The organism is Mesorhizobium sp. CA5 (assembly GCF_020165105.1).
Classification (GTDB): domain Bacteria; phylum Pseudomonadota; class Alphaproteobacteria; order Rhizobiales; family Rhizobiaceae; genus Mesorhizobium.
On sequence record NZ_JAIUHJ010000006.1, the window covers coordinates 252654 to 278829 of the forward strand.

A 26176-nucleotide genomic window follows, 5' to 3' on the forward strand; every position below is an offset into this window, starting at 1 on the left:
CGGAGCGGCTGGCGATGCGCATGGTCATATTCGGTCTCACCGTCACGTCCTCATGGGGCAACGGCCATGCCACGCTCTGGCGCGGGCTGATAGGCGCTCTGGCCCCATTTGGCTGGTCGATCAGCTTCTTCGAGCGCGACACGCCCTATTACGCCGGTGCCAGGGACCTCGACCGACTCGACGCTTGCAACATCATTCTCTACCCGGACTGGGAGAGTATCCGCCATGAGGCTGAGGCCGCGATACGGCAGGCCGACGTGGTCATAGTCACCTCTTATTGTCCGGACGCCGTGAGGGCCTCGCGGCTCGCCAACGAGAGCTGTCGCGGGCTGAAGGTGTTCTACGATCTCGATACACCGGTAACGCTGGCGAGAATCGAGCAAGGTGACTATCCGGCCTATTTCGAGCCGGATGGCCTGCGCGATTTCGACCTGATCCTGAGCTATACCGGAGGACCGGCGATCGATGCGCTGAAGGGTATTCTCGGCGTGCGCCATGTCCTGCCGCTATACGGACATGTCGACCCCAACCGGCACCGGCCAGCCCCGCCACGGTCCGAGTTCGCCGGCGATCTCTCCTATCTCGGAACCTATGCCGAGGACCGGCAGGCGGCCGTGGAAAGACTGCTCGTAGCTCCAGCGGCCCAACTGCCGAACCGCCGCTTCATCATCGGCGGCGCACAATATCCAGCGGACTTTCCATGGAGCGGCAATATCTTCTTCGTCAGGCACCTGCCGCCTGCGGATCACCCCGCCTTCTTTTCCTCCTCGCGCCTGACGCTGAACGTCACCCGCGAGGCGATGGCGCGCAAGGGCTGGTGCCCGTCAGGCCGGCTGTTCGAGGCAGCCGCCTGCGGCGCCGCGATCATCTCCGACGATTGGGCCGGCCTCGACAGCTTCTTCACGCCCGGCAGCGAGATTCTGTTGGCACACACTACCGGCGATGTCGTCGCCGCGCTTGGCCTGTCGGACAACGAAATCGAGGCGCTTGGCCGCCGCGCCCGTGAACGCGTGCTCGACGAGCACACGTCCGCGCACCGCGCCGCCGAACTCGATCGCATCTTGAACGCCGCCGCGTCCATGGCAGATGGAGCAATGGAGGAAGCCGTCTGATGTTGGGGATCGTGCCTGCCGCGGGCCGCGGCAGCCGCATTCAGCCGCTGGGTTTTTCCAAGGAGCTGTTGCCGGTCGGCAGCCGGCTGGACGGGCAGACCGAGCGCCCTTGCGCGGTGAGCGAATATCTGGTGCGGCGGATGGTCCGAAACGGCGTCGACCGCATCTGCTTCATCATCGGTTCCGGCAAGTCGGACATTCTCGAATATTATGCCGCGGGTTATGACACCGCCGCAGCAATCTTCGTCGCGCAGCCCTCCCCGATCGGACTGTGCGATGCGATCTTCCGTGCCGAGCCGCTGGTCACGCCGGAAGAAACGGTCCTGATCGGCCTGCCGGACACCATCTGGTTCCCCGAGGACGGCTTCTGCCGCCTGGCCGACGACCGGCTGTCCTTTCTGATGTTTCCGGTCGATCGCCCGGAACTGTTCGACGCCGTCGTCCTGGATCAGAGCGGACGTGTCGAGCAAATCCAGGTCAAGCAAGCTGATGCCGCAACAAACTGGGTCTGGGGCGCCTTCAAGATGCCTGGCCGTATCTTCCACCAGCTCGCGGCACTGTGGCGCCAGCGCGAGGGCTTCGACGAGTATTTCGGCACGCTGGTCAACGCCTATCTCGCAGCCGGAGGCGAGGCTTACGGCGTAAAGGCCGGAACGGCCTATGTCGACGTCGGCACTTTCGATGGATATCGCACGGCGCTCAGGCTGCTCGAAAGCAACGATGCCGTTGAAGATGAGACCCCGCCGATGCTCGCATCGCAAGATCTCTCAACGGTGCCAACCCTTCCAGGCGAAGGAGCTTAGCCATGCTGCATTCCAGCACGGAAATACGCCGCCGCATCGACGCACTGGGACCGTGGTTCCACAATATGGAGCTTGCGGGCGTGGAAACCGCGCCTGATCATTTCCTCGGCAATTATCCACTGATCAAATGGCGCAAATTCGCGGATGCCATTCCGACTGACCTTTCGGGCATGTCCGTGCTCGATATCGGCTGCAACGCCGGCTTCTATTCGATCGAGATGAAGAAGCGCGGCGCCGACCGCGTGCTCGGCATCGATTTCGACCAGGCCTACCTCGCCCAGGCGCGCTTCGCCGCCGAGATCGCCGGCTGCGATATCGAATTCCGGGAAATGTCCGTCTACGACGTCGGGGCGCTTGGCGAGCGCTTCGACATCGTGCTGTTCATGGGTGTGCTCTACCACCTGCGCCATCCGCTGCTGGCGCTCGACCTGATCCGCGCGCATGTCGCAGGCGACCTGATGATCTTCCAGTCGATGCAGAGGGGCAGCGGGGACGTCCTGCCGCTCGAACAGAACTACCATTTCTGGACACGCGAGCTCTTCGATCGACCTGAATTTCCGAAACTGCACTTCATCGAGCATCGCTATGCGGACGACCCGACCAACTGGTGGATTCCAAACCGTGCCTGCACCGAAGCGATGCTGCGCAGCGCCGGCTTCGAAATCGTGCTGCACCCAGAGGACGAGGTCTATTTCTGCCGTGCGGCGGGCAATCCGTCCGACGGCGCCGCCGTCTATCCCGCGAAAGGAGAGGCCGATGATTGAAGCCGCGATGATCTGGAACGAGCCCAACAACAAATCGCATTGGGATCCCGAGCTCGATCCGGACTGGAGCCGTTTTGCCTCGATGGCAATCCTGGCCGCCGATGCGATCGACCGGGAAAACCCGGCCGTCACAAAGGTGCTGGGCGGTATTTCGCCGATCGATGCCGGCTTCATGACACGCATGAAGGATTTCGGCGTGCTCGACCATGTCGACGCCGTCGCGGTGCATGGCTTCCCGCTCGACTGGAATCTCTGGCAAATCAACGAATGGCCGCAGAAGCTCGGCGAGATCGCCGCCATCACCGATCTGCCGATCTGGGTCAGCGAAGTCGGCGTGTCGACCTTCGGCGCCGAGGAGATCCAGCTCTGGGGCCTGCGCCGCACGGCCGAGCTGCTGCTTGGAATCGCACCGCGGGTGCAGTGGTACAGCCTCTATGACCTGCCGCGTTCATGGGAGGCGACGACGCGCCATCGCGAGGCGGAAGGCTCGTCCTATTACAGGCACTTCTACATGGGCCTGCTGCGCGAGGACGGCACGCCCAAGCCGGCACTCGAGGAGTTCGTGCGCCACACCCCGCAAATGGGCCTGGTACAGTGGTTCCATTTCGAGGACCATCGGCTGGATGATGCCGTAGCCTGGATGCACCGACTGGGCGTGACGCACCTGCGCACTGGCCTGTCTTGGGCGGACAGCTTCCGGCCGAACGCGCTGGGCTGGTTCGATCGCCAGATGGAAGCGCTCGCCGACTTCAACGTCACGGTGACCTTCTGCTTCACGCCTGAACATCGGGGTCTTCAGCCCCACCACACAAGTCCGCCGCAGGTGCCCGAGGAATTCGCCGAATTCTGCGCCGCGATGATCCGCCGCTACGCTCCTGCGATCAGCGACGACATGACACGAACGCGGCGCGTGTCGGCGGCATGGTGAATCCCGGCTCGATCGGCGATGACACTGACTGTCCTCAACGTCGCCTACCCCCTCGCGCCTGTCGGGCCGGATGCGGTCGGCGGCGCCGAGCAGGTGCTGTCGGCGCTGGACCGGGCGCTGGTTGAGAAAGGCCACCGGTCGGTTGTCGTCGCCTGCCATAGGTCAAAGACGGCCGGCGTCCTGGTCGAAACACCGGCCGAAGCAGGCGTGCTCGACAAGGCGGCGAAGGACCGGGCCCAGCAGGCGCATCGCGACGCGATCGCGGCCGCCCGGGCGCGCTGGCCTATCGACGTCGTTCACCTCCACGGCATCGACTTCGATGCCTATCTGCCCACCGACGGCCCAACCTTGGTGACGTTGCACCTGCCGCTGGGCTGGTATCCCTCCGAAGTGCTTGCGCCGTCGCGCGAGGACCTGTGGCTGCACGCGGTCTCGGAGGCGCAGCATAGGACTGCGCCGGCAGGGTCGAGACTTGCGAAGCCTATTCCAAACGGCGTCGATATCGATGCGCTGAACGAGCCCCGGTTGCGGCTCGATTTCGCTTTGGTGCTCAGCCGCGTCTGTCCCGAAAAGGGCATCCATCTCGCAATCGAGGCAGCCAAGCGCGCCGGCACTCCCCTGGCGATCGCCGGCCAGGTCTATCCCTATGAGACACATTTGCGCTATTTCGCCGACGAGGTCCGTCCTCGCCTCGATCGGCAGCGGCGTTTTCTCGGGCCGCTGGGGTTTCGCGCCAAACGGCGGCTGCTCAACGCCGCCCGCTGCCTGGTCGTCCCCAGCCTTGCCGCCGAAACAAGCTCGCTTGTCGCGATGGAGGCGCTTGCCTGCGGCACGCCGGTCGTCGCTTTCCCGAATGGCGCCCTTCCCGATGTCGTCCAGCATGGCAGAACCGGATTTCTGGTCAATGACGTCGAGGAGATGGCTAAGGCCATCGTCCATTCTGGAGCGCTGGACCATGAGACCTGCCGGGCCGAGGCGCGCCGCCGCTTCTCGCTTGAGCGCATGGTCACATCCTACATGGATGCTTACGAAGCGCTGGCGAAGCTTGGCACCCGCCGCGCCTTGCTGGGGACCGCCTAATGGGCGGTCTGCGCACCGAGATCATTCGCGATCCCGGGACGTTCGAGGACCTTGAGCCGTGCTGGTGGCAGCTCTGGGGACGGAGCATCTCGGCCACGCCGTTCCAGTCTCCTGCCTGGCTCATTCCCTGGTGGCGTACATTCGCGCCAGGCGATCTCACCGCAATTGCCGTGTGGAGCGGAGACGAACTCGCCGGACTGGCGCCGCTCTATATCGAAAGGCATGATGGCGGTCAGCGAATGCTCCCCATCGGAATTTCGCTGAGCGACTATCTCGACATTTTGTGCGCGCCGGAACTGAAGGCGGAGACTGAGGCCGCCATAGCCGAAGCGGCGCTGTCGCTGGAATGGTCGCAGTGGATCCTGCCCGATCTCTCGGCCGACGCCATATCGCTGAGCCTTGAGCTGCCGAATGCCGAAGAGCGCCGATCGATGGCGCACGCGGCCTGTCCTGTGCTGTTGCTCGACGGCGATCGGACTCTGGCCCGCTCGGTTCCGGCGAGACGGAGGCGTCAGTTGCGCCGCGCCGAGAGAGCTGCCCGGCGAAAAGGAGCCGTCATTGTCAGCCGCGGCGAATCCGATCCGCAGACATTTCTCGACAGGCTCATCCGACTGCATGGCGCGCGCTGGACCCGCCATGGCGGTGGCGTCCTGTCCGACACGGCTGTGGAATTTCATCGCCGGGCCCTGCCGCGGCTTGCCGATAACGGCATGGCGCGATGCTTGACGATCCAGATCGACGATGCCGTCGTCGGCGCCTATTACGGTTTTCATCACCGCGACCGGGCCTATGCCTATCTTGGCGGTTTCGATCCGGCCTATGCCGACGAAAGCCCCGGCGCGATTCTGATCGGGCATGCCATCACCGGAGCCGCCAGCGAGGGCGCGCTGGAGTTCGATTTCCTGCGCGGCAGGGAAGGTTACAAATATGGCTGGGGCGCGAAGGACCGCTGGACGGCGCAGAAGGTGTGGACCAGGAGCGCGTCGCCGTGAACGTCGCGAGCCAACCCGGTGCGATTGCCAGGCGCTTGCTCGAGGATTGCATGACGGACGGCCTTTCCGTCGACAACGCGCTGGCCAGATTGGCCGTTTATACCGACAAGACGACCAGCGTGGCGCAATTGGCGGATATCGCGCTGGACATGCGTCCAAGCCATGCTCCCCGGCGATGCTGGCTGGAGGAGGTCGCCACGATGCTTCGTGGCAAGGCGGACGCCTTCGACAAGGTCCGCAGAGCGGCTGCCTGCGTGTCGCATGACTGGCCGGATAGCGAACCGACCGCCATGACCGTCAAACGGCTGGCCGGCAGCTTCGATCGGGCGGCCGCCATATCTCCCGCGGCCAGCGTCCAGTTGTCCTCGCTTGGCGACGAGCACAGGCTGTCGACCACCACCGCCGAGATTGTCGCATGGCTGGAACAGCAGGGTTTCCTTGGTGCCCATAAGCACATACTCGACATCGGCTGCGGCATCGGGCGTCTCGAACATGCGCTCGGCACCCACACAGGATATGTCGTCGGCATCGACATCTCGTCGCGGATGATCGAAATCGCGCGCCGGCGATGCGCCGGCCTTGCCAATGTGGAATTTCACCTGACCTCAGGCCTTGATCTCGGTGATTTCGCCGATGCAAGCTTTGACGGCGTGCTGGCCCTGGACAGTTTTCCTTACCTGGTGCTCGCCGGGATTGCCGAGCGGCATTTCATCGAGATCGCGCGCGTGCTGCGGCGGGGAGGAATGGCAGCGATCCTCAACTATTCCTATCGGACATCGCCGGGTATCGATTCCGGCGACATCAGCCGTCTTTCTCATGCATGCGGCATGGACCTCGTGGTCGACGGCGAAATGCCGTTCGGCAGTTGGGACGGCATGGTCTTTCTTGTCCGTCGTGACGGCGGAACATAACGCACCGGCGGCAGTTCGGTCACCGAACAGTTCCAGGCCAGCAGAACAGGGAGAAGCAGATGGCATCCGGCGGTAAGAAACAGATGGGCCGCGGCAGCCAGGGCAAGGGTTCCGGAACCGGAGCCAAGACGACGCTTGCAAAGGACATGGTCGGCGAGAACGACGTGCTGTCCAACCGGGACAAGAAGCAGCACACCGAGCAACGAGGTCTGGACGGCAACCGGATCAAATCCGATCAGTATCAGGATCACGCTGCGAACCGCCTTCCCAAGGATTGAGCTGATGTTTCCAGATCACCTCTTGCCGCAAAATCCGGGGACAACGGACCGGAAACCCCACAGCCTGCGGCAAGCGCCTTGCATAGGCCGGTCGGCTATGCCTCTGTGAGATTTGAAGGGGCCTCTGTTTGTTAAGAGAATGCCATGTCTCACAGGAGTCAGCGCGACCTTTGCGCCCGGGTAATCCAGAGCTTGGACCAGGAGATCGCATCGCTGCTGAACGCTATCGAGCGGGAGGAGGTCCCTGACCGGCTGACAAGGCTTGCACTCGAACTGCAGAACGCTCTGATCGAAAAGCGCAAAGGCGACATGGCGGGTGAGCGCGGTTGAAGATGTCACCAGCAAGGATGCGGCATTCCTTGGAGACGGGAAGGCACGATATCGCTCGCTGTCGCGTGATCGGTGGAACCTTAACATAAGTTAGTCGTTGTAGCCGATTGGGGATCATCCCGATGGCTGGCAGAACTCCGGAAGTGGACGAACTCGTTCGGCGGCTGGTCGCGCAGACGGGCATCACCGAAGCGCAAGCGCTCGAACTTGTTTCTCTGCTCGGTCTGAATTGGGCCTCGTTGATGAGAGAGGCCAAAGTCATGACAGCAGCCCAGCGCCGGTAGGATTTAGCGCCTCGCGCCCTCTGTATCCCAATGATTGTCCGAAAGTTGACGTCGTGGCTCGATCAGCGCTTGCGGCGAGCTTTCTCCGAGGAATTCCAGAACGCCGGCACGGGCGCGGTTGAGGCGGCTTTTGACGGTGCCGACAGCGCAACCGCATATTTGCGCGGTTTCTTCGTAGCTTACGCCCAGTACGCCGATCAGCATCAAGACCTCACGCTGATGGGACGGCAGCTTCTGGATGGCTTGATGCACTTCCCTGCTTTGCACGGACCAATCCTGGGACGGTTCCGAAATCGGCCGGCTGGAGGCGCAGTCGAGCAGCCCGGGGGCCTCCCTGGCCGCCGCTTTGACACGCGTGTAGTGCGTGTTGCGCATGATGGTGAAGAGCCAGGACTTCAGGCGCGTGCCGGGCTCGAATTTGTCCAGGTTGGAGAGCCCTTTGGTCAACGTTTCCTGTACAAGATCGTCGGCATCGTCGGGCACGCGACAGAAGGTCCGCGCAAAAGCCCGCAAGGCAGGAATGAGGTTGACGATGGAGATCTCCTCGGTGCTGGGGTTCGGCAGATTATGCTCTCTGAATGACAATGTTCCGGCCCCAGCAAGTAGGAATTACGCAGTGCAGACTAGGGAGAATGTTTGAGAAATCGGAACGTTCCTGTTTTCCATCGCTCGGCCAAACTTTTGGTGAGGTGGCGTGATCGAAGGGAGTGGCAACATTCAACGGGCCGCCTCGATCTTCGGTTCCTCGATTACCAAGGCATGGAAATGATCACGATGTCCGATCCGCCGAACTCGAGCAGTTTGGCGTGCAATCGGCGAGCGCGCTGCGTATGCAGCATATATTGCCACCAATTGGGGGGCACGACCTCTGGGAGCAGCACTGCAATGGTGCGGCCGTCGAACTCGCCGCGCAGCGCCTTGATCTCCTTCAATAACGGCTCGTACATCAGCCGGTAGTCGGCTTTGAGGAGAAGCAGGCGTGGCGGGCGCAGGCCAGCCGCCCTCGCCGGCGCTTCCACATCCTGCGACCACCTCCCGCGAATTGCGCGCTCTTCGTCGCTCTCTTCACCCGACAGCCGCGCCACATGGACGGCGATGACATCTTCGGACAGGTGAAAGGCAAAGCTGAGCGCCTTGTCCGCCATCCTGTTCCATTGCTGGGTCACGACAAGAACGACAGGGGGCTCGGTGCTGCTCAAATCGACTTTCCCGGGCTCGCGCAGACTTGCCTCGAGCTGGTCGTAATAGCGCCTCACCAGCCGCAGCAGGAGGATCACAACCGGGATGACGATCACCGTGATCCAGGCGCCTTCCCTGAATTTGGCGACGACAATCACGATGAGCGCCAGCGCGGTGACTATGCCGCCGAACGCGTTGATCGCCAGATGCATCCGGTTGCCCGTCCGGCTCGTATCCTTGGTCGTGCGAAGCGCCCTTACCCAGTGCATCACCATCCCGGTCTGCGACAGCGTGAAGGTCAGAAAGGCGCCGATGGCGAAAAGCGGGATCAGATGGTCGGTGATGCCGCCGAACACGACCAGCAGCAGTCCTGTCGACGAGGCGAGGTAAAGGATGCCGATCGAGAAAACGAGCCGGCGGCCAACCATGGCGAAGGGCTTGGGAAGATACCCGTCTTCCGCCACCATGCGGCAAAGGCGGGGGAAATCGACGAAGCTTGTATTGGCCGAAAGCGCCAGCACGCAAAGCAGGCTACCGATGGCGACATAGTAGAAGACCCCGTCGCCAACGACGGCATGTGCAAGCTGCGACAGCACGCTCTGATAGCCGTCCTTCTCCTGATCCATCGCACCGATGCGGTAGCGTGCCGACAGGAAGGCGATGCCGCCGAGCAGCAGTCCAAGGATCAGACAAATCGCCGCCAGCGTGCGCCGGCCGTGCCTGACGGGCGGATCCTTGAATGCGGTCATGCCGTTGCTGACCGCCTCTACGCCGGTCATCGCCGTGCAGCCGCTGGCAAAGGCGTGCATCAAGAGGAGCAGGCTTACCGTTTCGGACGGCTGCTGCAGGGGCGGCGGTGGAATTGCCGGCACCGGCTGACCGCCGGAGGCAAGCGTCTTCGAGACGCCGATCGCCAGGATCGCCAGGAAGCTCGCAACGAACAGATAGGTCGGCAGGGCAAACAACCGGCCGGCATCGAGCGTGCCGCGCAGGTTGACGACGGTTACCAAAAGCAGGATCCCGAGGCAGAGCCAAAGCGTGTAGGCATGCAGCGAAGGCAGCGCCGACACCAGCGCGCCGACGCCGGCAGAGATGCCTACGGCGACATTGAGCACGTAGTCGACCATCAGCGCGGCGGCGGCGAGCAGGCTGGCGTCACGGCCAAGATTTTCGCGCGAGACGATATAAGCTCCGCCATTGCCGGGGTAAGCGGCGATGGTCTGGCGGTAGGAAAGATAAAGGACCGCAAGCAAACCGACTATGGCGCCCATGATCGGACCGATATAGCCGAGACCCGCCGCGCCGAGCGGGATCAGGATCGTGAGCGCCGCTTCCGGCCCATAGGCCGACGAACCCAGCCCATCGAGGCCCATTGCCGGCACGCCCTCGAACACGCCGATCTTGCGTTGCGACTGTTCCTGATTTGCCAGGCGCCGGCCGAGAATCCAGCCCAGTATCGACATGTCGTTGTCCCGAGAAACTTCTCCCGAATAGCGCGGGGAGAAGAATGTTCCTCGACTGCGCCTTCCGATTCTGAGGGCGGGCGGGAATGGGCCGGTCGCTAGGAATCACCGGCCGCGAGCGGATCTCGTGGCGCTATGGGGCTGTCGCGCAGCGCGAGGGCTCCGATTGCTTGTCTGCTTGGTTTCAGCGACTGTGGCATCAAGTGCGGCCACGCACTTCAATGCCAGCCGGGCAGCTCCCTCAGCTGCATTCGGTCGGACCTGTGAAGCGCATGAACATGAACGTCGTTGTTGACGATCTGCGCGCCCATTCATTTCTTCTTGAATTCAAACAGCTCAACCAGATTGGCCGACGGATCTTCCAGAAGTCTGGCGCGACCAGCTCCCGCCTCGCTGATTTCTCCTTTGAATTTGACGCCTGCATCGTTCAACCGGCCGACGACGACATCTATGTCCTTCGTGACGATCATGAATCGGTTCCACCCGCCAGGCTCTGGTTTGCCGCCAGCAGTTCCTCCACTGCCTGCCCCCGGAGCGCTAAGGTAAAGCGTGAGATCATCGCGAATGAGCGCTGCGAACTTGCCAGGGTTGTGCATGTCAACCTCGAACTCGAGGTTATCGCGATAAAACGCGACCGAACTGTCAACGTCTGTCACAATGTATCGGACGGATGCCATGGCCCGTGCTCCTTTCACCATAGAAAGTGAACTGGCCGATGGGAATGTGGTTCCTTGGCATTGGCGGCCAATAGTCTGCGGGTCGGCTGATGAGGACACGACCTGGGCTTCTACCGCCTGCGGAGCAGCGTCGCTCGATTTTTATCTGTCGCTGGTCTCCGATCGCTTATACATCCTGCTATCCCATGCCTACTCCATGGTACTTCCTGTTACTCCCACTCGATCGTCCCGGGCGGCTTCGACGTCACGTCATACACCACCCGGTTGATGCCTTTGACCTCGTTGATGATGCGGGTGGCGGCGGCGGCGAGGAAGTTCATGTCGTAGTGGTAGAAGTCCGCCGTCATGCCGTCGACCGAGGTGACGGCGCGCAGCGCGCAGACGAATTCATAGGTCCGGCCGTCGCCCATGACGCCCACGGTCTGCACCGGCAGCAGCACGGCGAAGGCCTGCCAAATGGCGTCATAGAGGCCGGCCTTGCGGATCTCGTCGAGATAGATGGCGTCGGCCTCGCGCAGGATCTCCAGTTTTTCGCGCGTGATGCCGCCCGGGCAACGGATGGCAAGGCCGGGGCCGGGGAAAGGATGGCGGCCGATGAAGCTTTCGGGGAGGCCGAGCTCCTTGCCGAGCGCCCTCACCTCATCCTTGAACAGTTCGCGCAGCGGCTCGACCAGCTTCATGTTCATGCGTTCGGGCAGGCCGCCGACATTGTGGTGCGACTTGATTGTCACCGACGGACCGCCGGAGAAGGAGACGCTTTCGATGACATCGGGATAAAGCGTGCCCTGGGCCAGGAAATCGGCGCCGCCGAGCTTCTTCGCCTCTTCCTCGAACACCTCGATGAACAAGCGGCCGATGGTCTTGCGCTTCTTTTCGGGGTCGGCCTCGCCTTCCAGCGCCGAGATGAAGCGGTCGGAGGCGTCGACCAGGATCAGCGGCAGGTTGTAGTGCTGGCGGAACATCTCCACGACGCCCTTGGCCTCGTCCTTGCGCATCAAACCGTGGTCGACGAGGATGCAGGTCAGCTGGTCGCCGATCGCTTCGTGGATCAAAAGTGCGGCGACCGAGGAGTCGACGCCGCCCGAGAGCGCGCAGATGACCTTGCCCTTGCCGACCTGCTTGCGGATCAATTCCACAGCGTGCTCGCGATAGGCGCGCATCGTCCAATCGCCCTCGATGCCGGCGATGTTGTGGACGAAGTTCCTGAGCAGCCTGGCGCCGTCCGGCGTGTGCACCACTTCCGGATGGAACATGATGCCGTACATCTTGCGCTCGATATCGCCGAAGATCGCGAAGGGCGAGCTTTCCGACTTTCCGAGCACCTTGAAGCCCGGCGGCAACTCGATGACCCGGTCGCCGTGACTCATCCACACCTGGTGGCGCTGGCCAGGCGCCCACAGGCCTTCGAACAGCGGGCTCTCCTTCTCGATCTCGACGAAGGCGCGGCCGAATTCGCGGTGGTTTGAGCTTTCGGCGACGCCGCCCATCTGCACGCAGAGCGCCATCTGGCCGTAGCAGATGCCGAGCACCGGCACGCCGGCATCGAAGACGATCTGCGGCGCACGCGGGCTGCCGATATCGGTGGTCGAGGCCGGGCCGCCCGACAGGATCACCGCTTTCGGCTTGATGCGCTGGAAGGCCGATTCGGCCGATTGGAACGGCACGATCTCGGAAAAGACGCCGGCCTCGCGGATGCGGCGGGCAATGAGTTGCGTGAACTGGCTGCCGAAATCGACAATCAGAACGGTGTCGGGATGATTGGCTGTCGTCGTCATGGCGAGCCTTTAGAGAAAGAAACGAGTCGGCGCAATGGGTTGTGCGCGGTCGCGCCGTTCACTTCGATGCTGGTGCTTCTCCCGATGCATCGCCCTGCCCGGCATCAAGTGAGCGCAAGGCGTCCATCAGCGCCGCGAACCGCTGCTCGCCGATGCGATCGATATAGCTGCGTTCGATCTGAAGCTTGATGCGATCGCCGTCGCGCAAGGCATCCAGGCCTTTGCGCGTATAGCGCACGAGCTTGCCGCGCCCGTCCCGTGGATCGGGCAATCGCTCCAGCACGCCTTCCGCCTCCAGCCCGTCGAGCAATTGCTGAACCGCTTGCTTGGAGGTCGCCGCGCGCTCGATCAATGCCGACTGGCGCGTGCCGTTGCGCGGGATGTGTCCAAGCAGCCCGGCACGCGCTTCGCTGAACCAAGCGTGGCCGGCGGCCCGCATGGCAGCGGCAAATTCCGCCTGCCAGGCACGGCTCGCCTGCCACAGCCGCCAACCGACGTGATCGGGCAGCCCGTCAGTTTCTTCGTCAAGCTCCTTGACCATTTAATTCGAACTCCGTATGGTCAAGATACTTGACGATCTTCTTGGCGTCGAGGCCATTCGAGAAACGCAAACCCGCGGACAGGAACAATGACGATACTGAACAGGGACACGCTGGCCATTATCATGGTCGGAACCACGCATGTCATCGACATGGGCGGCAAGAACGCCTTCATCCACTATGAAACCGACGATCGGGCGCACATGCTCCTGCCGGATGGCACGCGCTTTCACGGGACCTGGACGCTGCTTGACGACGGCTACAAGGTCGAATGGAAAAACGGCCCCGCCGGCGCGTGGAAACTCGATCATACAGCGGGGGCAATCGACTATATCGATGCAACAGGCGCCTCCCGTGGACGCATTTCACGCATCGATTTCGGCGATCCGCAACGCCTTGCTGCCTGATCCAACCGGCAGTCAGCCACCAAGCAGGCCGCCGCCGATCGCCTGTTCCAGCAGGGCGACGGCCGCGGCGAGCTTCTCGTCGATGACGTGCAGATATTCCGTCCAGTCGTTGACGTGCCTGAGATCGGCCGCGCCGTCGGAAATGCCGCGGAGCCCAATCAGCGGCAAACCGAACAGCTGGCAGGCACGCAGGCAGGCAAAGGTCTCCATGTCGACCATGTCGGCATCGATGGCGTCATAGGCAACGCCGGAAATGATCGCGCCGCCGGTCGAAAGCGAGGCGGTCTTGATCCCCGGGATGACGAAAGGCAGCGGCACCGTCACCGGCAGGTCGAGGAAAGGCGTCGCCCCTTTCTCGAAGCCAAGCGGAGAGGCATCCATGTCGCGATAGCTCACCGACACGGCCTGGTAGATTTCGGTCTGTTCCAGCTTGCGGCTGCCGGCCGAGCCCAGCGAAACGACCAGGTCCGGAAGCGCTCCTTCAGCCTTCAACGCCGAGAGCTCGGCGCCCAGCCTGACCCCGGCCTCGACCGGACCGACGCCGGTCATCAGCGGCGTGAACAGGTTTTTCAGGTGCGGGCCGTATTCGGCCTCGGCCGCCATGACGAAGAGAACGGATTTTTGCGACAGGCGTGACACTTCGATAGTCATGAAGCTTTACCCCTATTTGCTACGACGACGCGAAAGGGACACCGTGCTCTCGCCGCCTTCGCTATGGCTCCGGGCGTTCGTCGCTCGAAAAGCCCATTTGGGGGCTTTTCGTCCGCTGCGCGGACCGCTCCTCACCCCTCTATCCCGTCGCGGCCGACCACCGTCATCATCGTGCCGGTCATGGTGGCGATCAGCTTGGCCTCGCCGTCGGCGGCGAAGGCGTAGGCCTGGCCGTCGGCGACGATGATGGTGCGACCGGGTTTGGTCACGGAGCCGCGGAACAGGAACCGCTCGCCCCTGCCCGGCGCGAGCAGGTTCACCTTGAACTCGATGGTCAGCACGCCGGAATTCTCCGGCATCAGCGAAAAGGCCGCGTAACCGCAGGCGGAGTCCAACGCGGTGGAGATGACGCCGGCATGCAGGAAACCGTGCTGCTGGGTCAGCGAGGCGGAATACGGCATCTCGATCTCGATGATGCCAGGCGTCACCAGCGTCAGCTCGGCGCCGATTGTCGCCATCGCCTCCTGGCGGGCAAAGGACGCCCTGACGCGTTCCTCGAAATCCGGAGCGGGTACGATCTTGGCTGCCGCCATGGCGCTTTGCCTCACATTGCTGGCGAAGTTTATTGCAGAGCCAGGCAAGACAGGCAATCTTTTATGCTGCAGCGCAACAAAAGCCCGGCTGTCTTCAAGAGGCAGTCCTGCGCAAGGCGTGGAGATAGAACCCGTCGGTGCCGCTGAGCGCCGGCGACAGCGAGATACCGCCGGTATCGGCAATGCGCGCGGCCCCTTCATGGCCCGGGAAGCGGCTGTCCCACAGCTGGCGATGATCGACCGGCGCGAAGCCTGCATGGCGTTCGCGGAATGCCGCGACCTGCTCGCCGTTCTCGGCGTCGAACACCGAACAGGTGACGTAGACCAGCAGGCCCCCCGGCTTGACGAAGGCTTGCGCGGTGTCGAGGATCGCCTGCTGCTCTGCCTTGCGGGCATCGAGCTGCCTTTCCGTCAGTCGCCATTTGGCGTCGGGCCGCCGCCGCCAGGTGCCGCTGCCGGTGCAGGGCGCGTCGATCAGCACGATGTCCATATGGTTGGCGAGTGGCGCAAGCTCCGCGGGCTTGCTGACGACCTGGACGTTGCGGTTGTGTGAGCGGCGGATGCGCTCGAAGATCGGCGCCAGCCGCACCTTCTCCGCGTCATGGGCAAAGAGCTGGCCCCGATTGTCCATCTCGGCCGACAGCGCCAGCGTCTTGCCGCCGGCGCCGGCGCAATAATCGAGCACCTGCATGCCGGGCTCGGCGCCGGCAAGCGCGGCGGCAAGCTGCGAGCCTTCGTCCTGCACCTCGAACCAGCCTTTCTGGAAGGCAGGCTCGGCCTGCACGTTCGGATGCCGGCCGTCGCCGTCGACCGGCGGGATGCGGATGCCATGCGGCGCGATCGCCGTAGGCGCGGCACCGGTGCCCTGGAGCTCGGCCAGCACCTTGGCGCGATCGGCCTGGAGCGTGTTGACCCTCAGGTCCAGCGGCGGGCGCTGCGCCAGGGCGGCGCCTTCCTTGACCCAGGCGTCGCCATAGGCTTGCTCGAGCAGCGGCGCGCACCAGTCCGGGATATCGGCCCGCACAGCATCGGGGGCCTCGCCAAGCCTGCGCTCGGCAGCCGCTTTCAACTCGGACGCGCTGAGCAGCGGCGGCGCGAATTTGTCGCCGTCGAGCGCGTCGTTGAGCGACTGCGCCGTCTGGCCCCATTCCAACAGAAGCGCGCCGAAGCCGATAGCGCGCGGCGTGTCTTCGCCGAACAGCCAGCCGGCCGAGCGTTTGCGGCGCAGCGCATCATAAACGATGTTGCCGATCGCGGCGCGGTCGCCGCCGCCGGCGAAACGATGCGACAGGCCCCAATCGCGCAGGGCGTCGGCCACCGGCCGGTGACGCCGGCCGATGTCTTCAAGAACCTCTATGGCCGCCGCCAGCCTTCCGCCCAGTCGCATCCCGTTTTCCGTAGCTGTTACAAATCGGTTCCAGCCCGCTCATAAAGCCTTTCCGGCCAGGATTGAAACAGTTCCGTTCGGTTTGCCGATGAAATGGCGTTTCAAGACCGGCCCATTTGGCCGAACGATTTTTCCGTTGGTGGGAGCCCGAGTCAGGAAACAAGAACAATCGATCAGAACATGAAAGACTTCTAATGTTTTTGATTGACGCCTGCAAGAAAGCAAACCGGCTTAACCTCCAAGCTTTTCAAGTGTTTCCGGCAGGAATACTCTTCCGGTAGTGATTCGCGACGCAGGAAACGCGGTTTCGACGGATCCTATGAGGAGAGGGCAATGAAGACTTATCTGGCAGAAGTTCTCGGCACGTTTTTGTTGGTGTTCATCGGCACCGCCTCCGTGGTCACGGGCGGCTTCGGCGGCGCGCTGCCGCTCGGACAGGAAGGCATCGGCCTGGCGTTCGGCATCGGCCTGATCGCCGCGGCCTATGCGATCGGCCCGATCTCGGGCGCGCATCTCAATCCGGCGGTGACGCTCGGCGTGTTCCTGGCGGGGCGGATGCCGGCCAAGGATGTCGTCCCCTACTGGATCGCGCAGATCATTGGCGCCATCATCGCCTCGCTGGCGCTGTGGATCATCGTTTCCGGCCAGGTCGGCGGCCACATCGGCGGCTTCGGCGCCAATGGCTGGGACGAAACGAAATGGGGCATGAGCTCAGCCTTCCTGTGGGAGCTGATCGGCACCTTCACCTTCGTCACCGTGATCCTCGGCGTCACCAACGCCAAGCACACCACCGCCTTTGCCGGCCTGGCCATCGGACTGACGCTGGCGGGCATCCACTTCGCCATGATCCCGGTGACCGGCACCTCGGTCAATCCGGCGCGCTCGATCGGCCCGGCGCTGTTTTCGGGCGGCGCTGCGCTCAGCCAGCTCTGGCTGTTCATCGTCGCGCCGCTGGTCGGCGGCGCGATTGCCGGCGTCGTCGCCAAGGCCGGCGTCTTCGAAAAAGACTGACCGCAGTTCGATAAAGTAAAAGGCGCGGGCATGACCCGCGCCTTTTTTGCTTGGGAGGTACGACCTTATCTCGCGATGTCGAAGCGGTCGGCGTTCATCACCTTCGTCCACGCCTTGACGAAATCCTTGACGAACTTGGCCTTGGCGTCGGCCGAGGCGTAGACTTCGGAGAGCGCACGCAGCTGCGCGTGCGAGCCGAAGATCAGGTCGGCGCGGGTGCCGGTCCACTTGACCTCCTTGGTCTTGCGGTCGCGCGCTTCGTAAACCTCGTCCGAGCCCGGCTCTGACCCGGCCGCCGGATCCCAAACGGTCGCCATCGAGAGCAGGTTGACGAAGAAGTCGTTGGTGAGCTGGCCAGGCCTGTCGGTGAAGACGCCATGCTTCGAACCGCCGGTATTGGCACCGAGCACGCGCAAGCCGCCGACAAGTACCGTCATCTCCGGCGCGGTCAGCGTCAGCAACTGGGCGCGGTCGACCAGCATCGCTTCGACCGACATCGGCAACCTGCCGCGGGCATAGTTGCGGAAGCCGTCTACCTTCGGCTCCAGCGCGGCGAAGGAGGCGACGTCCGTCTGCTCCTGCGAAGCGTCCATGCGGCCCGGCGTGAAGGGTACTTTCACCTCGGTGCCGCCGTCCTTCGCCGCCTTCTCGACCGCGGCGACGCCGCCAAGCACGATGAGATCGGCGAGCGAGACCTTCTTGCCGCCGAGCTGCGCGGTGTTGAACTCCTTCTGGATGGCTTCCAGCTTGGTCAGCACCTTGGCGAGCTGAGCCGGCTCGTTGACATCCCAGTCCTTCTGCGGCGCCAGACGGATGCGGGCGCCATTGGCGCCGCCGCGCTTGTCCGAGCCGCGGAAGGTCGAGGCCGAGGCCCAGGCGGTCGAGACCAGCTCGGAGACCGACAGGCCGGAGGCCAGGATCTTCGCCTTGAGCGAAGCGATGTCGGCCTCGCTCACCAGCTCGTGGTCGATGGCCGGGATCGGATCCTGCCAGATCAGCTCTTCCTTCGGCACGAGCGGACCGAGATAGCGCACCACCGGGCCCATGTCGCGGTGGGTAAGTTTGAACCAGGCGCGGGCGAAGGCGTCGGCAAACTGGTCCGGGTTCTGGTGGAAGCGGCGCGAGATCTTCTCATAGGCCGGATCGAAACGCAGCGCGAGGTCGGTGGTGAGCATGGCCGGCGCGTGACGCTTGGAGGGATTGTGCGCGTCCGGAACGGTGCCGGCGCCGGCGCCGCCTTTCGGCGTCCACTGATGCGCGCCGGCCGGGCTCTTCGTCAGCTCCCATTCGTAATTGAACAGGTTGTCGAAGAAATTGTTGCTCCATTTGGTCGGCGTCGTCGTCCAGGTGACCTCGAGGCCCGAGGTGATGGCGTCGCCAGCAATGCCGGAGGCATATTTGCTCGACCAGCCGAGGCCTTGCGCCTCGATGCCGGCGCCCTCCGGCTCGGCGCCCACCAGCGAGGCGTCGCCGGCGCCGTGCGTCTTGCCGAAGCTGTGGCCGCCGGCGATCAGCGCCACGGTTTCCTCGTCGTTCATGGCCATGCGGCCGAAGGTCTCGCGGATGTCGCGCGCGGCCGCGACAGGATCCGGCTTGCCGTTCGGACCTTCCGGGTTGACGTAGATGAGGCCCATTTGCACGGCGCCGAGATGGCCGCGAAGCTCACGGTCGCCCGAATAGCGCTCGTCGCCAAGCCACTTGGTTTCGGAGCCCCAGTCCACGTCCTGCTCCGGCTCCCACACATCGGCGCGGCCGCCGGCAAAGCCGAAGGTCTTGAAGCCCATCGATTCCAGCGCGACGTTGCCGGTGAGGATCAGAAGGTCGGCCCAGGAAATCTTGCGGCCGTATTTCTGCTTGATCGGCCATAGCAGCCGGCGCGCCTTGTCGAGGTTGGCGTTGTCCGGCCAGCTGTTCAGCGGCGCGAAACGCTGCTGACCGGCGCCGGCGCCGCCGCGGCCGTCGCCGATGCGATATGTGCCGGCGCTGTGCCAAGCCATGCGGATGAAGAGCGGGCCGTAATGGCCGAAGTCGGCCGGCCACCAGTCCTGCGAATCCGTCATGACCTTGTGCAGGTCTGCGATCACCGCATCAAGGTCGAGGCTTGCGAACTCCTTGGCATAGTCGAAATCTTCATCCATCGGGTCCGAGAGGTTCGACTGCTGGTGCAGAACGGAAAGGTCGAGCTGGTTCGGCCACCAGTCGCGGTTGGTCCGTGCGGATCCATGCGCCACCGGGCATTTGCCAGCGCTGTTGTCGTCGGTTTTCGCGTCCATCTTAGTCTCCCGATTCTGCCGAGGTTTTGCCGTGGTTGAATTTTGCCGAGGTTGATTTTTCCCGAAATTTCGGGGGCAGCCGCCGGCCGCGCCAACCTGGAACGATTCCAGACTAGGCCGGCCTGCCGATAAAGACAAATTGCCTTTCCTGTTTCGTTTGATAGGATTTTCTTATGATTGGCCTCACCGTCCGGCAAATGCAGTATTTCGACGCGCTGGCGCAGACGCTGCATTTCGGCCGCGCCGCGAAACTCGCCGGCGTCAGCCAGCCGGCCCTTTCCGCGCAGATCGCCGAGATGGAAGAGCGGCTGAACTGCCTGTTGTTCGAGCGCGGCGGCAAGGCGGTGCGCATGACCCACGAGGCGCTCACCCTGCAGCCGCGTATCGAGCGCATTCTGGCGGATATACGTGACGTCGAGACGACTGCCCGGCGCGGCCGCCCGACCATGGAAGGACGCTTCCGGCTGGGCATGATCCCGACGGTCGCGCCCTATCTCCTGCCGCATGTGCTCCCGGAGCTGAAAAAGCACTACCCTGCCCTGCAACTCGAACTGCGCGAGGCGGTGACCGCGTCGCTGGTCGAGGACGCGGCCACCGGCCGGCTCGACGCCTTCATCGCGGCCTTGCCGCTCGACCAGCCGGCGATCGTCACCGAAGCGCTTTTTCCAGACCGCTTCTTCCTCGCCGTTCCCGCCGGCGATCCGGCCTTCGCCTCGCCGCCGGTGCCGCCCGAGAGCCCGGCGCTGGAGCGGCTGATGCTTCTGGAGGAAGGCCACTGCCTGCGCGAGCAGGCGCTGGCCGTCTGCGGCAATGTGCGACCGGGTGGCGATGGCAAGCTACGGCGCGACAAGCCTGACAACGCTCTTGCAGATGGTGGCGCATGGGCTGGGCGTCACGCTGGTGCCGGAAATGGCGGCAAGTGCTGCCAGCGTCATGCCGGACCTGAGGATCGTGCCGTTCCAGGAGCCGATGCCGCAGCGCATGATCTGCATGGCCTGGCGCAAGAACAAGGTGCGCCAGGACGAGTGCGTGGAACTGGCGCGGATCATACGCGGGCTGGATCGGGCGGTGCTGGCGGTGTGAAGCGCGCTTCGACGCATCTCCATCCCTGCGCCCGCCGGCCGGCACTTCACGGCACAAAGATCAGAAACACATAGGTGAAAAAAACCACGACATGCACCATGCCGGTCAGGAACGTCGTTCGTTCGGTGCTGAAGCTCACGCTGCATATGAAAAGCGCCAGCACCAGAAGCACGGCATCGGACGCCGGGAGCCCCAAGGTCAACCCCCTGCCCGTCAGCAGGCTGGCGGCGGCGACCGCCGGTATCGTCAAGCCGATCGTGGCGCAGGCCGAGCCCATCGCGACGTTCAGGCTGCGCTGCAGCTCATTCTTGAAGGAGGCGCGGATCGCCGAGATCGCCTCCGGCATCAAAACCAGTGCCGCGATCATTGCCCCTACGATGCTGTCGGCCTGGGTCACCTTGTAGGCAGCGAGCGCATCCTCCACGCTCGCGGCGACCTGCTCGGCGAGCAGGACAATGCCGACGAGCCCGCCCAACAGCAGCAGGGTGCTGATCAAAATGCTTCCGTGGATTGCAGTTCGCGTCGGAGCGTCGTGCGCCTGCCCCTGGACGAAGTCCTCCCGGTGCCGGACGGTCTGGGCGAATACGAAGCTCGCATAGAGCAGCACCGAGAGAACGCTTACGAAACCAAGCTGAGCCGCCGAGAACGTGCCGGGATCCGTGGCTTGGGTGTAGGTCGGAAGAATAAGCGTCATCACGGTCAGCGCGATCAGAACCGACAGGTAGGCGCTGGTGCCTTGCCGCAGGATCGCCTGCTTGCGATAGCGCCAGCCGCCGAGCGTGAGGCATATGCCGACGACGCCGGTGGAGGTGATCATCACCGTCGAGAAAACGGACTCGCGCGCCAGCGTCGGGTTGTTTTCTCCATGCAGCATCATGGAGACGATGATCGACACTTCGATTGCCGTCACCGCAAATGTCAGCACCAAAGTTCCATAGGGCTCGCCGACGCGCAAGGCGACTGCCTCGGCGTGGTCGAGCACGACGAAAATGGTGGTGAACATGATGGCGCTCGAGAGCACCCCAACGAGTATCCTGGCGTTCAGTGACCCTTCGTCCACCGAAAGGCCGCTGGCCCTGACCGCGACAGCCATTGCCAGCGCCACCAACGGCATCGTGTAGGACGTCACCGATCGCGCATAACCAGTCATCAAAGCCCCCGAATGCCAGGCGTTTACGCGAACTTAGCGGAAAAGCGCGTGGGGAGCATCTCTCGCGGGCATCCTTGCAGCATTCAAAACATGATTGGAGACCTGGCGCCGTTCATGGCGTCGAATGTCTCGATGGCGTTGCGAACTGCCCCACAGAATTTTTCCAGAAGTTCCGGCTCGTTCCCCAGTCGGCGGCGCAGCGAGAAGGGCACTTCCAGCTGTGCTCCTTTCCCCGTCAGTCCGCGGTTAACGATGTTCGAATCCTGGATACCGGGAAAGGGATGGTTGTCCCTTTTTGTCTGGAAGCCGGCCTCCTGCAGACGCCCGGCTATCTCTGAAACCAGAGCGGCGTCCTTGCCGCCCAGGTAGACCGTCGAGGGATCGTCGCGATCCTGACGGCCGTGGATGGCGACGACGGTGGACTTCGTCCGCAACAGTTCGAGCGCGGTTGCCTCGTCAAAGTTCCTGGACGTTATGTGCAGCTCCCGGTTGCTTTCCGGCATGAGCCCTTCAAAGCAATACATATCGAGATCGGCCCCTGCTATCGTCTCGGCGATCAGGGAGGTGCGAGGCTCGATTTTGCCGCCATGCGGGGCCATGACGATGGCACTTCCGGTTCGCGCGCCGCGCCGGACAACGATGCGATAATCCACGTTTTCAATTTTGGCGGCTCTCAGCGCCGCGAAGTTTGGAAACTCGTTGTCCATAGATGCCGTTTCACGCCGTCTTCTGCGCCACCAGCCCCAATTCCTCCACCATCGCCGCGCGCATCAGGAATTTCTGCGGCTTGCCGGTCACCGTCATCGGCAGCTCGGTGCGGAAGCGGATATAGCGCGGCACCTTGTAATGCGCGATCTGGCCGGCGCAGAAGGCCTTGATCTCCTCGGCGGTGGCGATCTGGTCGGGCTTCAGCACGATCCAGGCGCAGAGCTCCTCGCCATATTTGTCGTCCGGGATGCCGAAGACCTGCACTTCCTTGATCTTGGGATGGCGATAGAGGAATTCCTCGACCTCGCGCGGATAGACGTTCTCGCCGCCGCGGATGACCATGTCCTTGACCCGACCGACGATGTTGCAATAGCCCTCGGCGTCGATCGTCGCGAGGTCGCCGGTATGCATCCAGCCGTCGGCGTCGATCGCCTCGCGGGTCCTTTCGGCGTCGTCCCAATAGCCTTTCATCACCGAATAGCCGCGCGTGCAGAGCTCGCCCGGCTCGCCGACCGCGACGGTGGCACCGTCGGCGCCGATCGCCTTGACCTCGACATGCGGGTGGATGCGGCCGACGGTTGAGACACGCTTTTCCAGCGGATCGTCTACGCTGCTCTGAAAGGAGACGGGACTGGTCTCCGTCATGCCATAGGCGATGGTCACCTGGCTCATATGCATCAGCGACACCACCTTCTTCATCACCTCGATCGGGCATGGCGAGCCGGCCATGATGCCGGTGCGCAGGCTGGAGAGATCGAAGCTCGAAAAATCCGCATGGTCGAGCATGGCGACGAACATGGTCGGCACGCCATAGAGACCGGTGCAGCGCTCCTGCGCCACCGCTTTCAGCGTCGCGCCGGCATCGAAGCCTTCGCCCGGGAAGACCATTGTCGCGCCTTTCGACACGCAGCCCATCGTACCCATCGACATGCCGAAGCAGTGATAGAGCGGCACCGGGATGCAGAGCCGGTCTTCGGTGGTGAGTTTTATTGCCGAGGTGACGAAATTGCCGTTGTTGACGATGTTGGAATGCGTCAGCGTCGCGCCTTTCGGGGCGCCGGTCGTGCCTGAGGTGAACTGGATGTTGATGGCCTCGCCGGGCTTCAGCCCTTCGGAGATGCGGTCGAGGCTGTCATGCTCGTCACGACCGGCCATTGCGAGCACGTCACCGAAATTGAACATACCGGGCGAGTTGTCGTCGCCCATGCGGATGACGATTTCCAGCGCCGGCAGTTTCTTAGCCTTGAGCTTGCCGGGCTCCACCTTGGCGATCTCCGGCGCCAATGTCTCGATCATGCCGAGATAGTCGGAGGTCTTGAACTGCGCGGCGGTGACCAATGCCTTGCAGCTGACTTTGTTCAATGCGTATTCGAGCTCGGTCAGCCGGTAGGCCGGGTTGATGTTAACCAGAATCAGGCCGATGCGCGCGGTGGCGAACTGCGTCACCAGCCATTCCCAGCGGTTCGGCGACCAGATGCCGACGCGGTCGCCTTTTTCGAGGCCGAGCGCCAGGAAACCAGCGGCCAAAGCGTCGACCGCGTCCGACAGCTCGCTCCAGGTGAAACGCTTGTCCTGGCCGACGAAGACGGCAGCGTCGAGCGTGGCATATCTGCTCACCGTATCGGAAAACAATTCCGGAATGGTCTTGTCGAGCAGCGGCACCGACCGGTCGCCCGACACATGCGCCTTGCCGCCAACCGGAGCAACGAAGCTGTTGCGCGTCTTGCGCAGATTGGTGGCGTTCATGAGCTCGTCGAGTTTGATCGCCATCGCCGTTCTCCTCCCGGGATAAGCCAGCCTATCAGCCGATGGGGACGGTGGAAATCCGTCAATGGTCCCCCTCTGCTTGAGGGCGCTCAGGCAGGAGGAAGGACGCTCATTTTCGCGGCGATGTCGCGCAGGATCGCTTCGTCGGCCGCATCGCGCTGCTTCTTCGAAGCAACGAGACAAGCCTGCGACTTCAGGATCACACCGTCGCCCAGCACCTTGAGGTGGTTGGCGCGAAGCGTTGAGCCGGTGGTGGTGATGTCGACGATGACGTCGGCCAGCCCCGCGGCCGGCGCGCCTTCGGTGGCGCCGAGGCTTTCGACGATGCGGTAGACCTGGATGCCATGCTTGAGCGAAAAGAACTGCTGCGTCAGCCGCCAGTACTTGGTGGCGATCCTGAGCCTCCGGCCATGGCGCTGGCGGAAATCGGCGGCGACATCGTCGAGATCGGCCATGCTGTCGACGTCCAGCCAGATGTCGGGCACCGCCACCACGACATCGGCATGGCCGAAGCCGAGGCGGGCGACGATCTCAGCGCACGCTTCCCAGTCGGCGAGGTTCTCGCGCAAAAGGTCCTCGCCGGTGATGCCGAGGTCGACCGCGCCCTGGCCGATCTCGCCGGCGATCTCGGACGCGGACAGGAAGGCCACCTCGACATTGTCGAGACCGTCGATGCGGGCGCGGTACTTGCGATCGTCTTCAGGCAGGCTCACGGCCAGGCCTGCCTTGGCCAGCACTTCGAGCGACTGCTCCTTAAGACGGCCCTTCGAGGGGATCGCCAGCGTGATCATATGGCATTCTCCCGCAAGGCGTCGATGCGATCGAGCCAAACCGAGAAGCCAACCCCTGGAATCGGCTTTTTTGCTCCCAGCAGCGTCAGCAGCCGGTCGTAGCGGCCGCCGCCGGCCAGCGGCCGATCGCCATCCTGGACCGCGATCTCGAAGACCAGGCCGGTGTAGTAATCGAGCGGACGGCCGAAGGCGGCGTCATAGCGGATTTGCGCCGCCGACAGCCCATGCGCCTCGATCGCCTTAGCGCGGGCGGCGAAATTCTCCAGCGCCGGTCCCAGCGACAGGCCGGCATCGGCGGCGAATTTTTCCAGCGCCGCGGTCGCGTCGCTGAGCGCGACGTCGATCTCGAGAAAGCCCTTCAACGCCGAGAAGGCCTCGTCGGACAGCCGCACGCTGCGCAGTTGCGCTTTCTCGATCAGCCGGCGCGCGATGTCGGCAGGCGCGCGGCCGGATGACGCCGACAGCCCGGCTTCCTCCATGCCGTCGGCAATATGCGCGGCAAGGCCTTCCGCATCGCCGTCGAGCACCAGCAGCGCGACCGGACCGGAAAGCTGACTGTTGCGCGGCGGATTGGCGAGATCGGCAAGGGCGGCCTCCAGCATCGGCGCCGAACCGAAGGCACGCGCAAGGCGCATGCGCCAGCCGCGCGGCAGGCCGAGCGCGGCCAGCACCGCCTCAAACAAAGTTTGGTCGCCGAGCGTGACGGCGAGCTTCCGGCCGGGCAGCACCAGCGACAGCAGCGCATGGGCGTCGGCCAGCGAACGGGCATCGGCGGCGGCCGTGTCGCGGTCGCCGAGATCCTCGATGCCGGCCTGGAAGAACTCGTTGCCGCCGTCGCGGCGCTGGCGGAACACTTCGCCGAGATAAGAATAGCGGCGCGGCGTGCCGGCCTGGCTGGAGATGTGGTCGAGGCAGACCGGAATGGTGAATTCGGGCCGCAGGCACAGCGTCTTGCCGGTCTCGCTCTCGGTGAGAAAGATGCGGCGGCGCAGATCCTCCCCGGCCATGTCGAGGAACGGGTCGGCAGGCTGCAGCACGGCGACTTCCACGGCGTGGGTGTCGCGGGTGGCGAATAGTTCAACGATGTCGGCGGCGATGGCGGGACGGGAGGTCATGCGGCGCCCCTTCCTCTTCTCCCCTTGTGGGAGAAGGTGGATCGGCGCGCAGCGCCGAGACGGATGAGGGGTGTTGGAAGGAATGAGACGCCGGCGTTCCCTGGAACACCCCTCATCCGACCGAG

The 26176-nt window shown here is 63.6% G+C and carries 26 protein-coding genes and 1 pseudogene; 13 read left to right on the forward strand and 14 right to left on the reverse strand.

Features of this window, described 5'->3' with window-relative positions:
• The first annotated feature begins 14 nt into the window (after window positions 1–14).
• The 10 genes from LB529_RS10765 to LB529_RS10810 all read left to right on the forward strand — a co-directional run bounded on the left by LB529_RS10765 (window position 15) and on the right by LB529_RS10810 (window position 7482).
• Entirely contained in the window at window positions 15–1112 is a 1098-nt protein-coding gene (locus LB529_RS10765) for a glycosyltransferase (RefSeq protein ID WP_224711055.1), read from the forward strand.
• Window positions 1112–1915, forward strand: a complete 804-nt coding sequence (locus LB529_RS10770; protein WP_224601075.1) for a nucleotidyltransferase family protein — start codon at window positions 1112–1114, stop codon at window positions 1913–1915. Before LB529_RS10765 ends, LB529_RS10770 begins: the two co-directional genes overlap by 1 nt.
• A gap of 2 nt (window positions 1916–1917) precedes the next feature.
• Window positions 1918–2679, forward strand: a complete 762-nt coding sequence (locus tag LB529_RS10775) for a TIGR04290 family methyltransferase (RefSeq protein WP_224711056.1) — start codon at window positions 1918–1920, stop codon at window positions 2677–2679.
• Window positions 2672–3607 (forward strand): beta-xylosidase, encoded by a 936-nt coding sequence (locus LB529_RS10780; RefSeq protein ID WP_224711057.1) that lies wholly within the window; start codon window positions 2672–2674, stop codon window positions 3605–3607. The genes LB529_RS10775 and LB529_RS10780 overlap by 8 nt, the downstream gene beginning before the upstream one ends.
• An 18-nt stretch (window positions 3608–3625) precedes the next feature.
• Window positions 3626–4687, forward strand: coding sequence for a glycosyltransferase (locus tag LB529_RS10785; RefSeq protein WP_224527672.1), 1062 nt, complete (start codon window positions 3626–3628; stop codon window positions 4685–4687).
• Window positions 4687–5679 (forward strand): GNAT family N-acetyltransferase, encoded by a 993-nt coding sequence (locus LB529_RS10790; protein WP_224527671.1) that lies wholly within the window; start codon window positions 4687–4689, stop codon window positions 5677–5679. Before LB529_RS10785 ends, LB529_RS10790 begins: the two co-directional genes overlap by 1 nt.
• A gap of 50 nt (window positions 5680–5729) precedes the next feature.
• Entirely contained in the window at window positions 5730–6590 is an 861-nt protein-coding gene (locus LB529_RS10795; RefSeq protein ID WP_224527669.1) for a class I SAM-dependent methyltransferase, read from the forward strand.
• A 59-nt stretch (window positions 6591–6649) separates the two neighbouring features.
• A complete protein-coding gene (locus LB529_RS10800; RefSeq protein WP_095768881.1) occupies window positions 6650–6868 on the forward strand; it encodes a hypothetical protein in 219 nt (72 codons plus the stop codon).
• Window positions 6869–7060: 192 nt separating this feature from the next.
• Window positions 7061–7198 (forward strand): hypothetical protein, encoded by a 138-nt coding sequence (locus LB529_RS10805; RefSeq protein ID WP_224527667.1) that lies wholly within the window; start codon window positions 7061–7063, stop codon window positions 7196–7198.
• A 122-nt stretch (window positions 7199–7320) separates the two neighbouring features.
• Window positions 7321–7482 (forward strand): hypothetical protein, encoded by a 162-nt coding sequence (locus tag LB529_RS10810; RefSeq protein WP_176477115.1) that lies wholly within the window; start codon window positions 7321–7323, stop codon window positions 7480–7482.
• Window positions 7483–7485: 3 nt separating this feature from the next.
• Here LB529_RS10810 and LB529_RS10815 read toward each other — a convergent pair whose 3' ends face one another.
• The 5 genes from LB529_RS10815 to LB529_RS10835 all read right to left on the reverse strand — a co-directional run bounded on the left by LB529_RS10815 (window position 7486) and on the right by LB529_RS10835 (window position 13117).
• Window positions 7486–8067 (reverse strand): sigma-70 family RNA polymerase sigma factor, encoded by a 582-nt coding sequence (locus tag LB529_RS10815; protein ID WP_224527665.1) that lies wholly within the window; start codon window positions 8065–8067, stop codon window positions 7486–7488.
• Window positions 8068–8231: 164 nt separating this feature from the next.
• A complete protein-coding gene (locus LB529_RS10820; RefSeq protein ID WP_224527662.1) occupies window positions 8232–10124 on the reverse strand; it encodes an APC family permease in 1893 nt (630 codons plus the stop codon).
• A gap of 311 nt (window positions 10125–10435) precedes the next feature.
• Window positions 10436–10801, reverse strand: a complete 366-nt coding sequence (locus LB529_RS10825) for a VOC family protein (protein WP_224527660.1) — start codon at window positions 10799–10801, stop codon at window positions 10436–10438.
• A 209-nt stretch (window positions 10802–11010) separates the two neighbouring features.
• Window positions 11011–12576: a glutamine-hydrolyzing GMP synthase gene (guaA, locus tag LB529_RS10830; protein WP_224711058.1), complete on the reverse strand. Its 1566-nt coding sequence runs from the start codon at window positions 12574–12576 to the stop codon at window positions 11011–11013.
• A gap of 58 nt (window positions 12577–12634) precedes the next feature.
• Window positions 12635–13117, reverse strand: coding sequence for a MarR family winged helix-turn-helix transcriptional regulator (locus LB529_RS10835; RefSeq protein WP_224711059.1), 483 nt, complete (start codon window positions 13115–13117; stop codon window positions 12635–12637).
• Between the two features lie 87 nt (window positions 13118–13204).
• Between LB529_RS10835 and LB529_RS10840 the strand changes: the two genes are divergently transcribed.
• The gene (locus LB529_RS10840) at window positions 13205–13522 is read left to right on the forward strand and encodes a hypothetical protein (RefSeq protein WP_224527552.1); all 318 of its coding nucleotides are present in this window, start codon (window positions 13205–13207) and stop codon (window positions 13520–13522) included.
• A gap of 12 nt (window positions 13523–13534) precedes the next feature.
• Here LB529_RS10840 and LB529_RS10845 read toward each other — a convergent pair whose 3' ends face one another.
• The 3 genes from LB529_RS10845 to LB529_RS10855 form a co-directional block, all read right to left on the reverse strand.
• A complete protein-coding gene (locus LB529_RS10845; protein ID WP_224711060.1) occupies window positions 13535–14173 on the reverse strand; it encodes a 5'-methylthioadenosine/S-adenosylhomocysteine nucleosidase in 639 nt (212 codons plus the stop codon).
• Between the two features lie 131 nt (window positions 14174–14304).
• The gene (locus LB529_RS10850; RefSeq protein WP_140635058.1) at window positions 14305–14766 is read right to left on the reverse strand and encodes a PaaI family thioesterase; all 462 of its coding nucleotides are present in this window, start codon (window positions 14764–14766) and stop codon (window positions 14305–14307) included.
• A 94-nt stretch (window positions 14767–14860) separates the two neighbouring features.
• The gene (locus tag LB529_RS10855; RefSeq protein ID WP_224711061.1) at window positions 14861–16153 is read right to left on the reverse strand and encodes an RsmB/NOP family class I SAM-dependent RNA methyltransferase; all 1293 of its coding nucleotides are present in this window, start codon (window positions 16151–16153) and stop codon (window positions 14861–14863) included.
• A 333-nt stretch (window positions 16154–16486) separates the two neighbouring features.
• Here LB529_RS10855 and LB529_RS10860 point away from each other — a divergent pair, with 333 nt between their 5' ends.
• Window positions 16487–17164, forward strand: a complete 678-nt coding sequence (locus LB529_RS10860) for an MIP family channel protein (RefSeq protein WP_224527544.1) — start codon at window positions 16487–16489, stop codon at window positions 17162–17164.
• 65 nt (window positions 17165–17229) lie between these two features.
• On the opposite strand, the gene katG is transcribed toward LB529_RS10860, so the two are convergent.
• Window positions 17230–19437 carry a catalase/peroxidase HPI gene (katG, locus tag LB529_RS10865; protein ID WP_224711062.1) on the reverse strand — a complete coding sequence of 736 codons (2208 nt, stop codon included), beginning with the start codon at window positions 19435–19437 and terminating at the stop codon, window positions 17230–17232.
• A 173-nt stretch (window positions 19438–19610) separates the two neighbouring features.
• On the opposite strand from katG, the pseudogene LB529_RS10870 reads away from it, so the two are divergent.
• Window positions 19611–20520, forward strand: a pseudogene (locus tag LB529_RS10870) (hydrogen peroxide-inducible genes activator).
• A gap of 46 nt (window positions 20521–20566) precedes the next feature.
• Here LB529_RS10870 and LB529_RS10875 read toward each other — a convergent pair.
• The 5 genes from LB529_RS10875 to LB529_RS10895 all read right to left on the reverse strand — a co-directional run bounded on the left by LB529_RS10875 (window position 20567) and on the right by LB529_RS10895 (window position 26051).
• Window positions 20567–21670, reverse strand: coding sequence for a calcium:proton antiporter (locus LB529_RS10875; RefSeq protein WP_224711063.1), 1104 nt, complete (start codon window positions 21668–21670; stop codon window positions 20567–20569).
• An 83-nt stretch (window positions 21671–21753) separates the two neighbouring features.
• Window positions 21754–22377 carry a poly-gamma-glutamate hydrolase family protein gene (locus LB529_RS10880; protein WP_224711064.1) on the reverse strand — a complete coding sequence of 208 codons (624 nt, stop codon included), beginning with the start codon at window positions 22375–22377 and terminating at the stop codon, window positions 21754–21756.
• Between the two features lie 10 nt (window positions 22378–22387).
• Entirely contained in the window at window positions 22388–24148 is a 1761-nt protein-coding gene (locus tag LB529_RS10885; protein ID WP_224711065.1) for an AMP-binding protein, read from the reverse strand.
• An 86-nt stretch (window positions 24149–24234) separates the two neighbouring features.
• Window positions 24235–24936, reverse strand: coding sequence for an ATP phosphoribosyltransferase (gene hisG / locus LB529_RS10890; protein WP_224711066.1), 702 nt, complete (start codon window positions 24934–24936; stop codon window positions 24235–24237).
• Window positions 24933–26051, reverse strand: a complete 1119-nt coding sequence (locus LB529_RS10895; RefSeq protein WP_224711067.1) for an ATP phosphoribosyltransferase regulatory subunit — start codon at window positions 26049–26051, stop codon at window positions 24933–24935. The genes hisG and LB529_RS10895 overlap by 4 nt, the downstream gene beginning before the upstream one ends.
• Window positions 26052–26176: the final 125 nt, after the last annotated feature.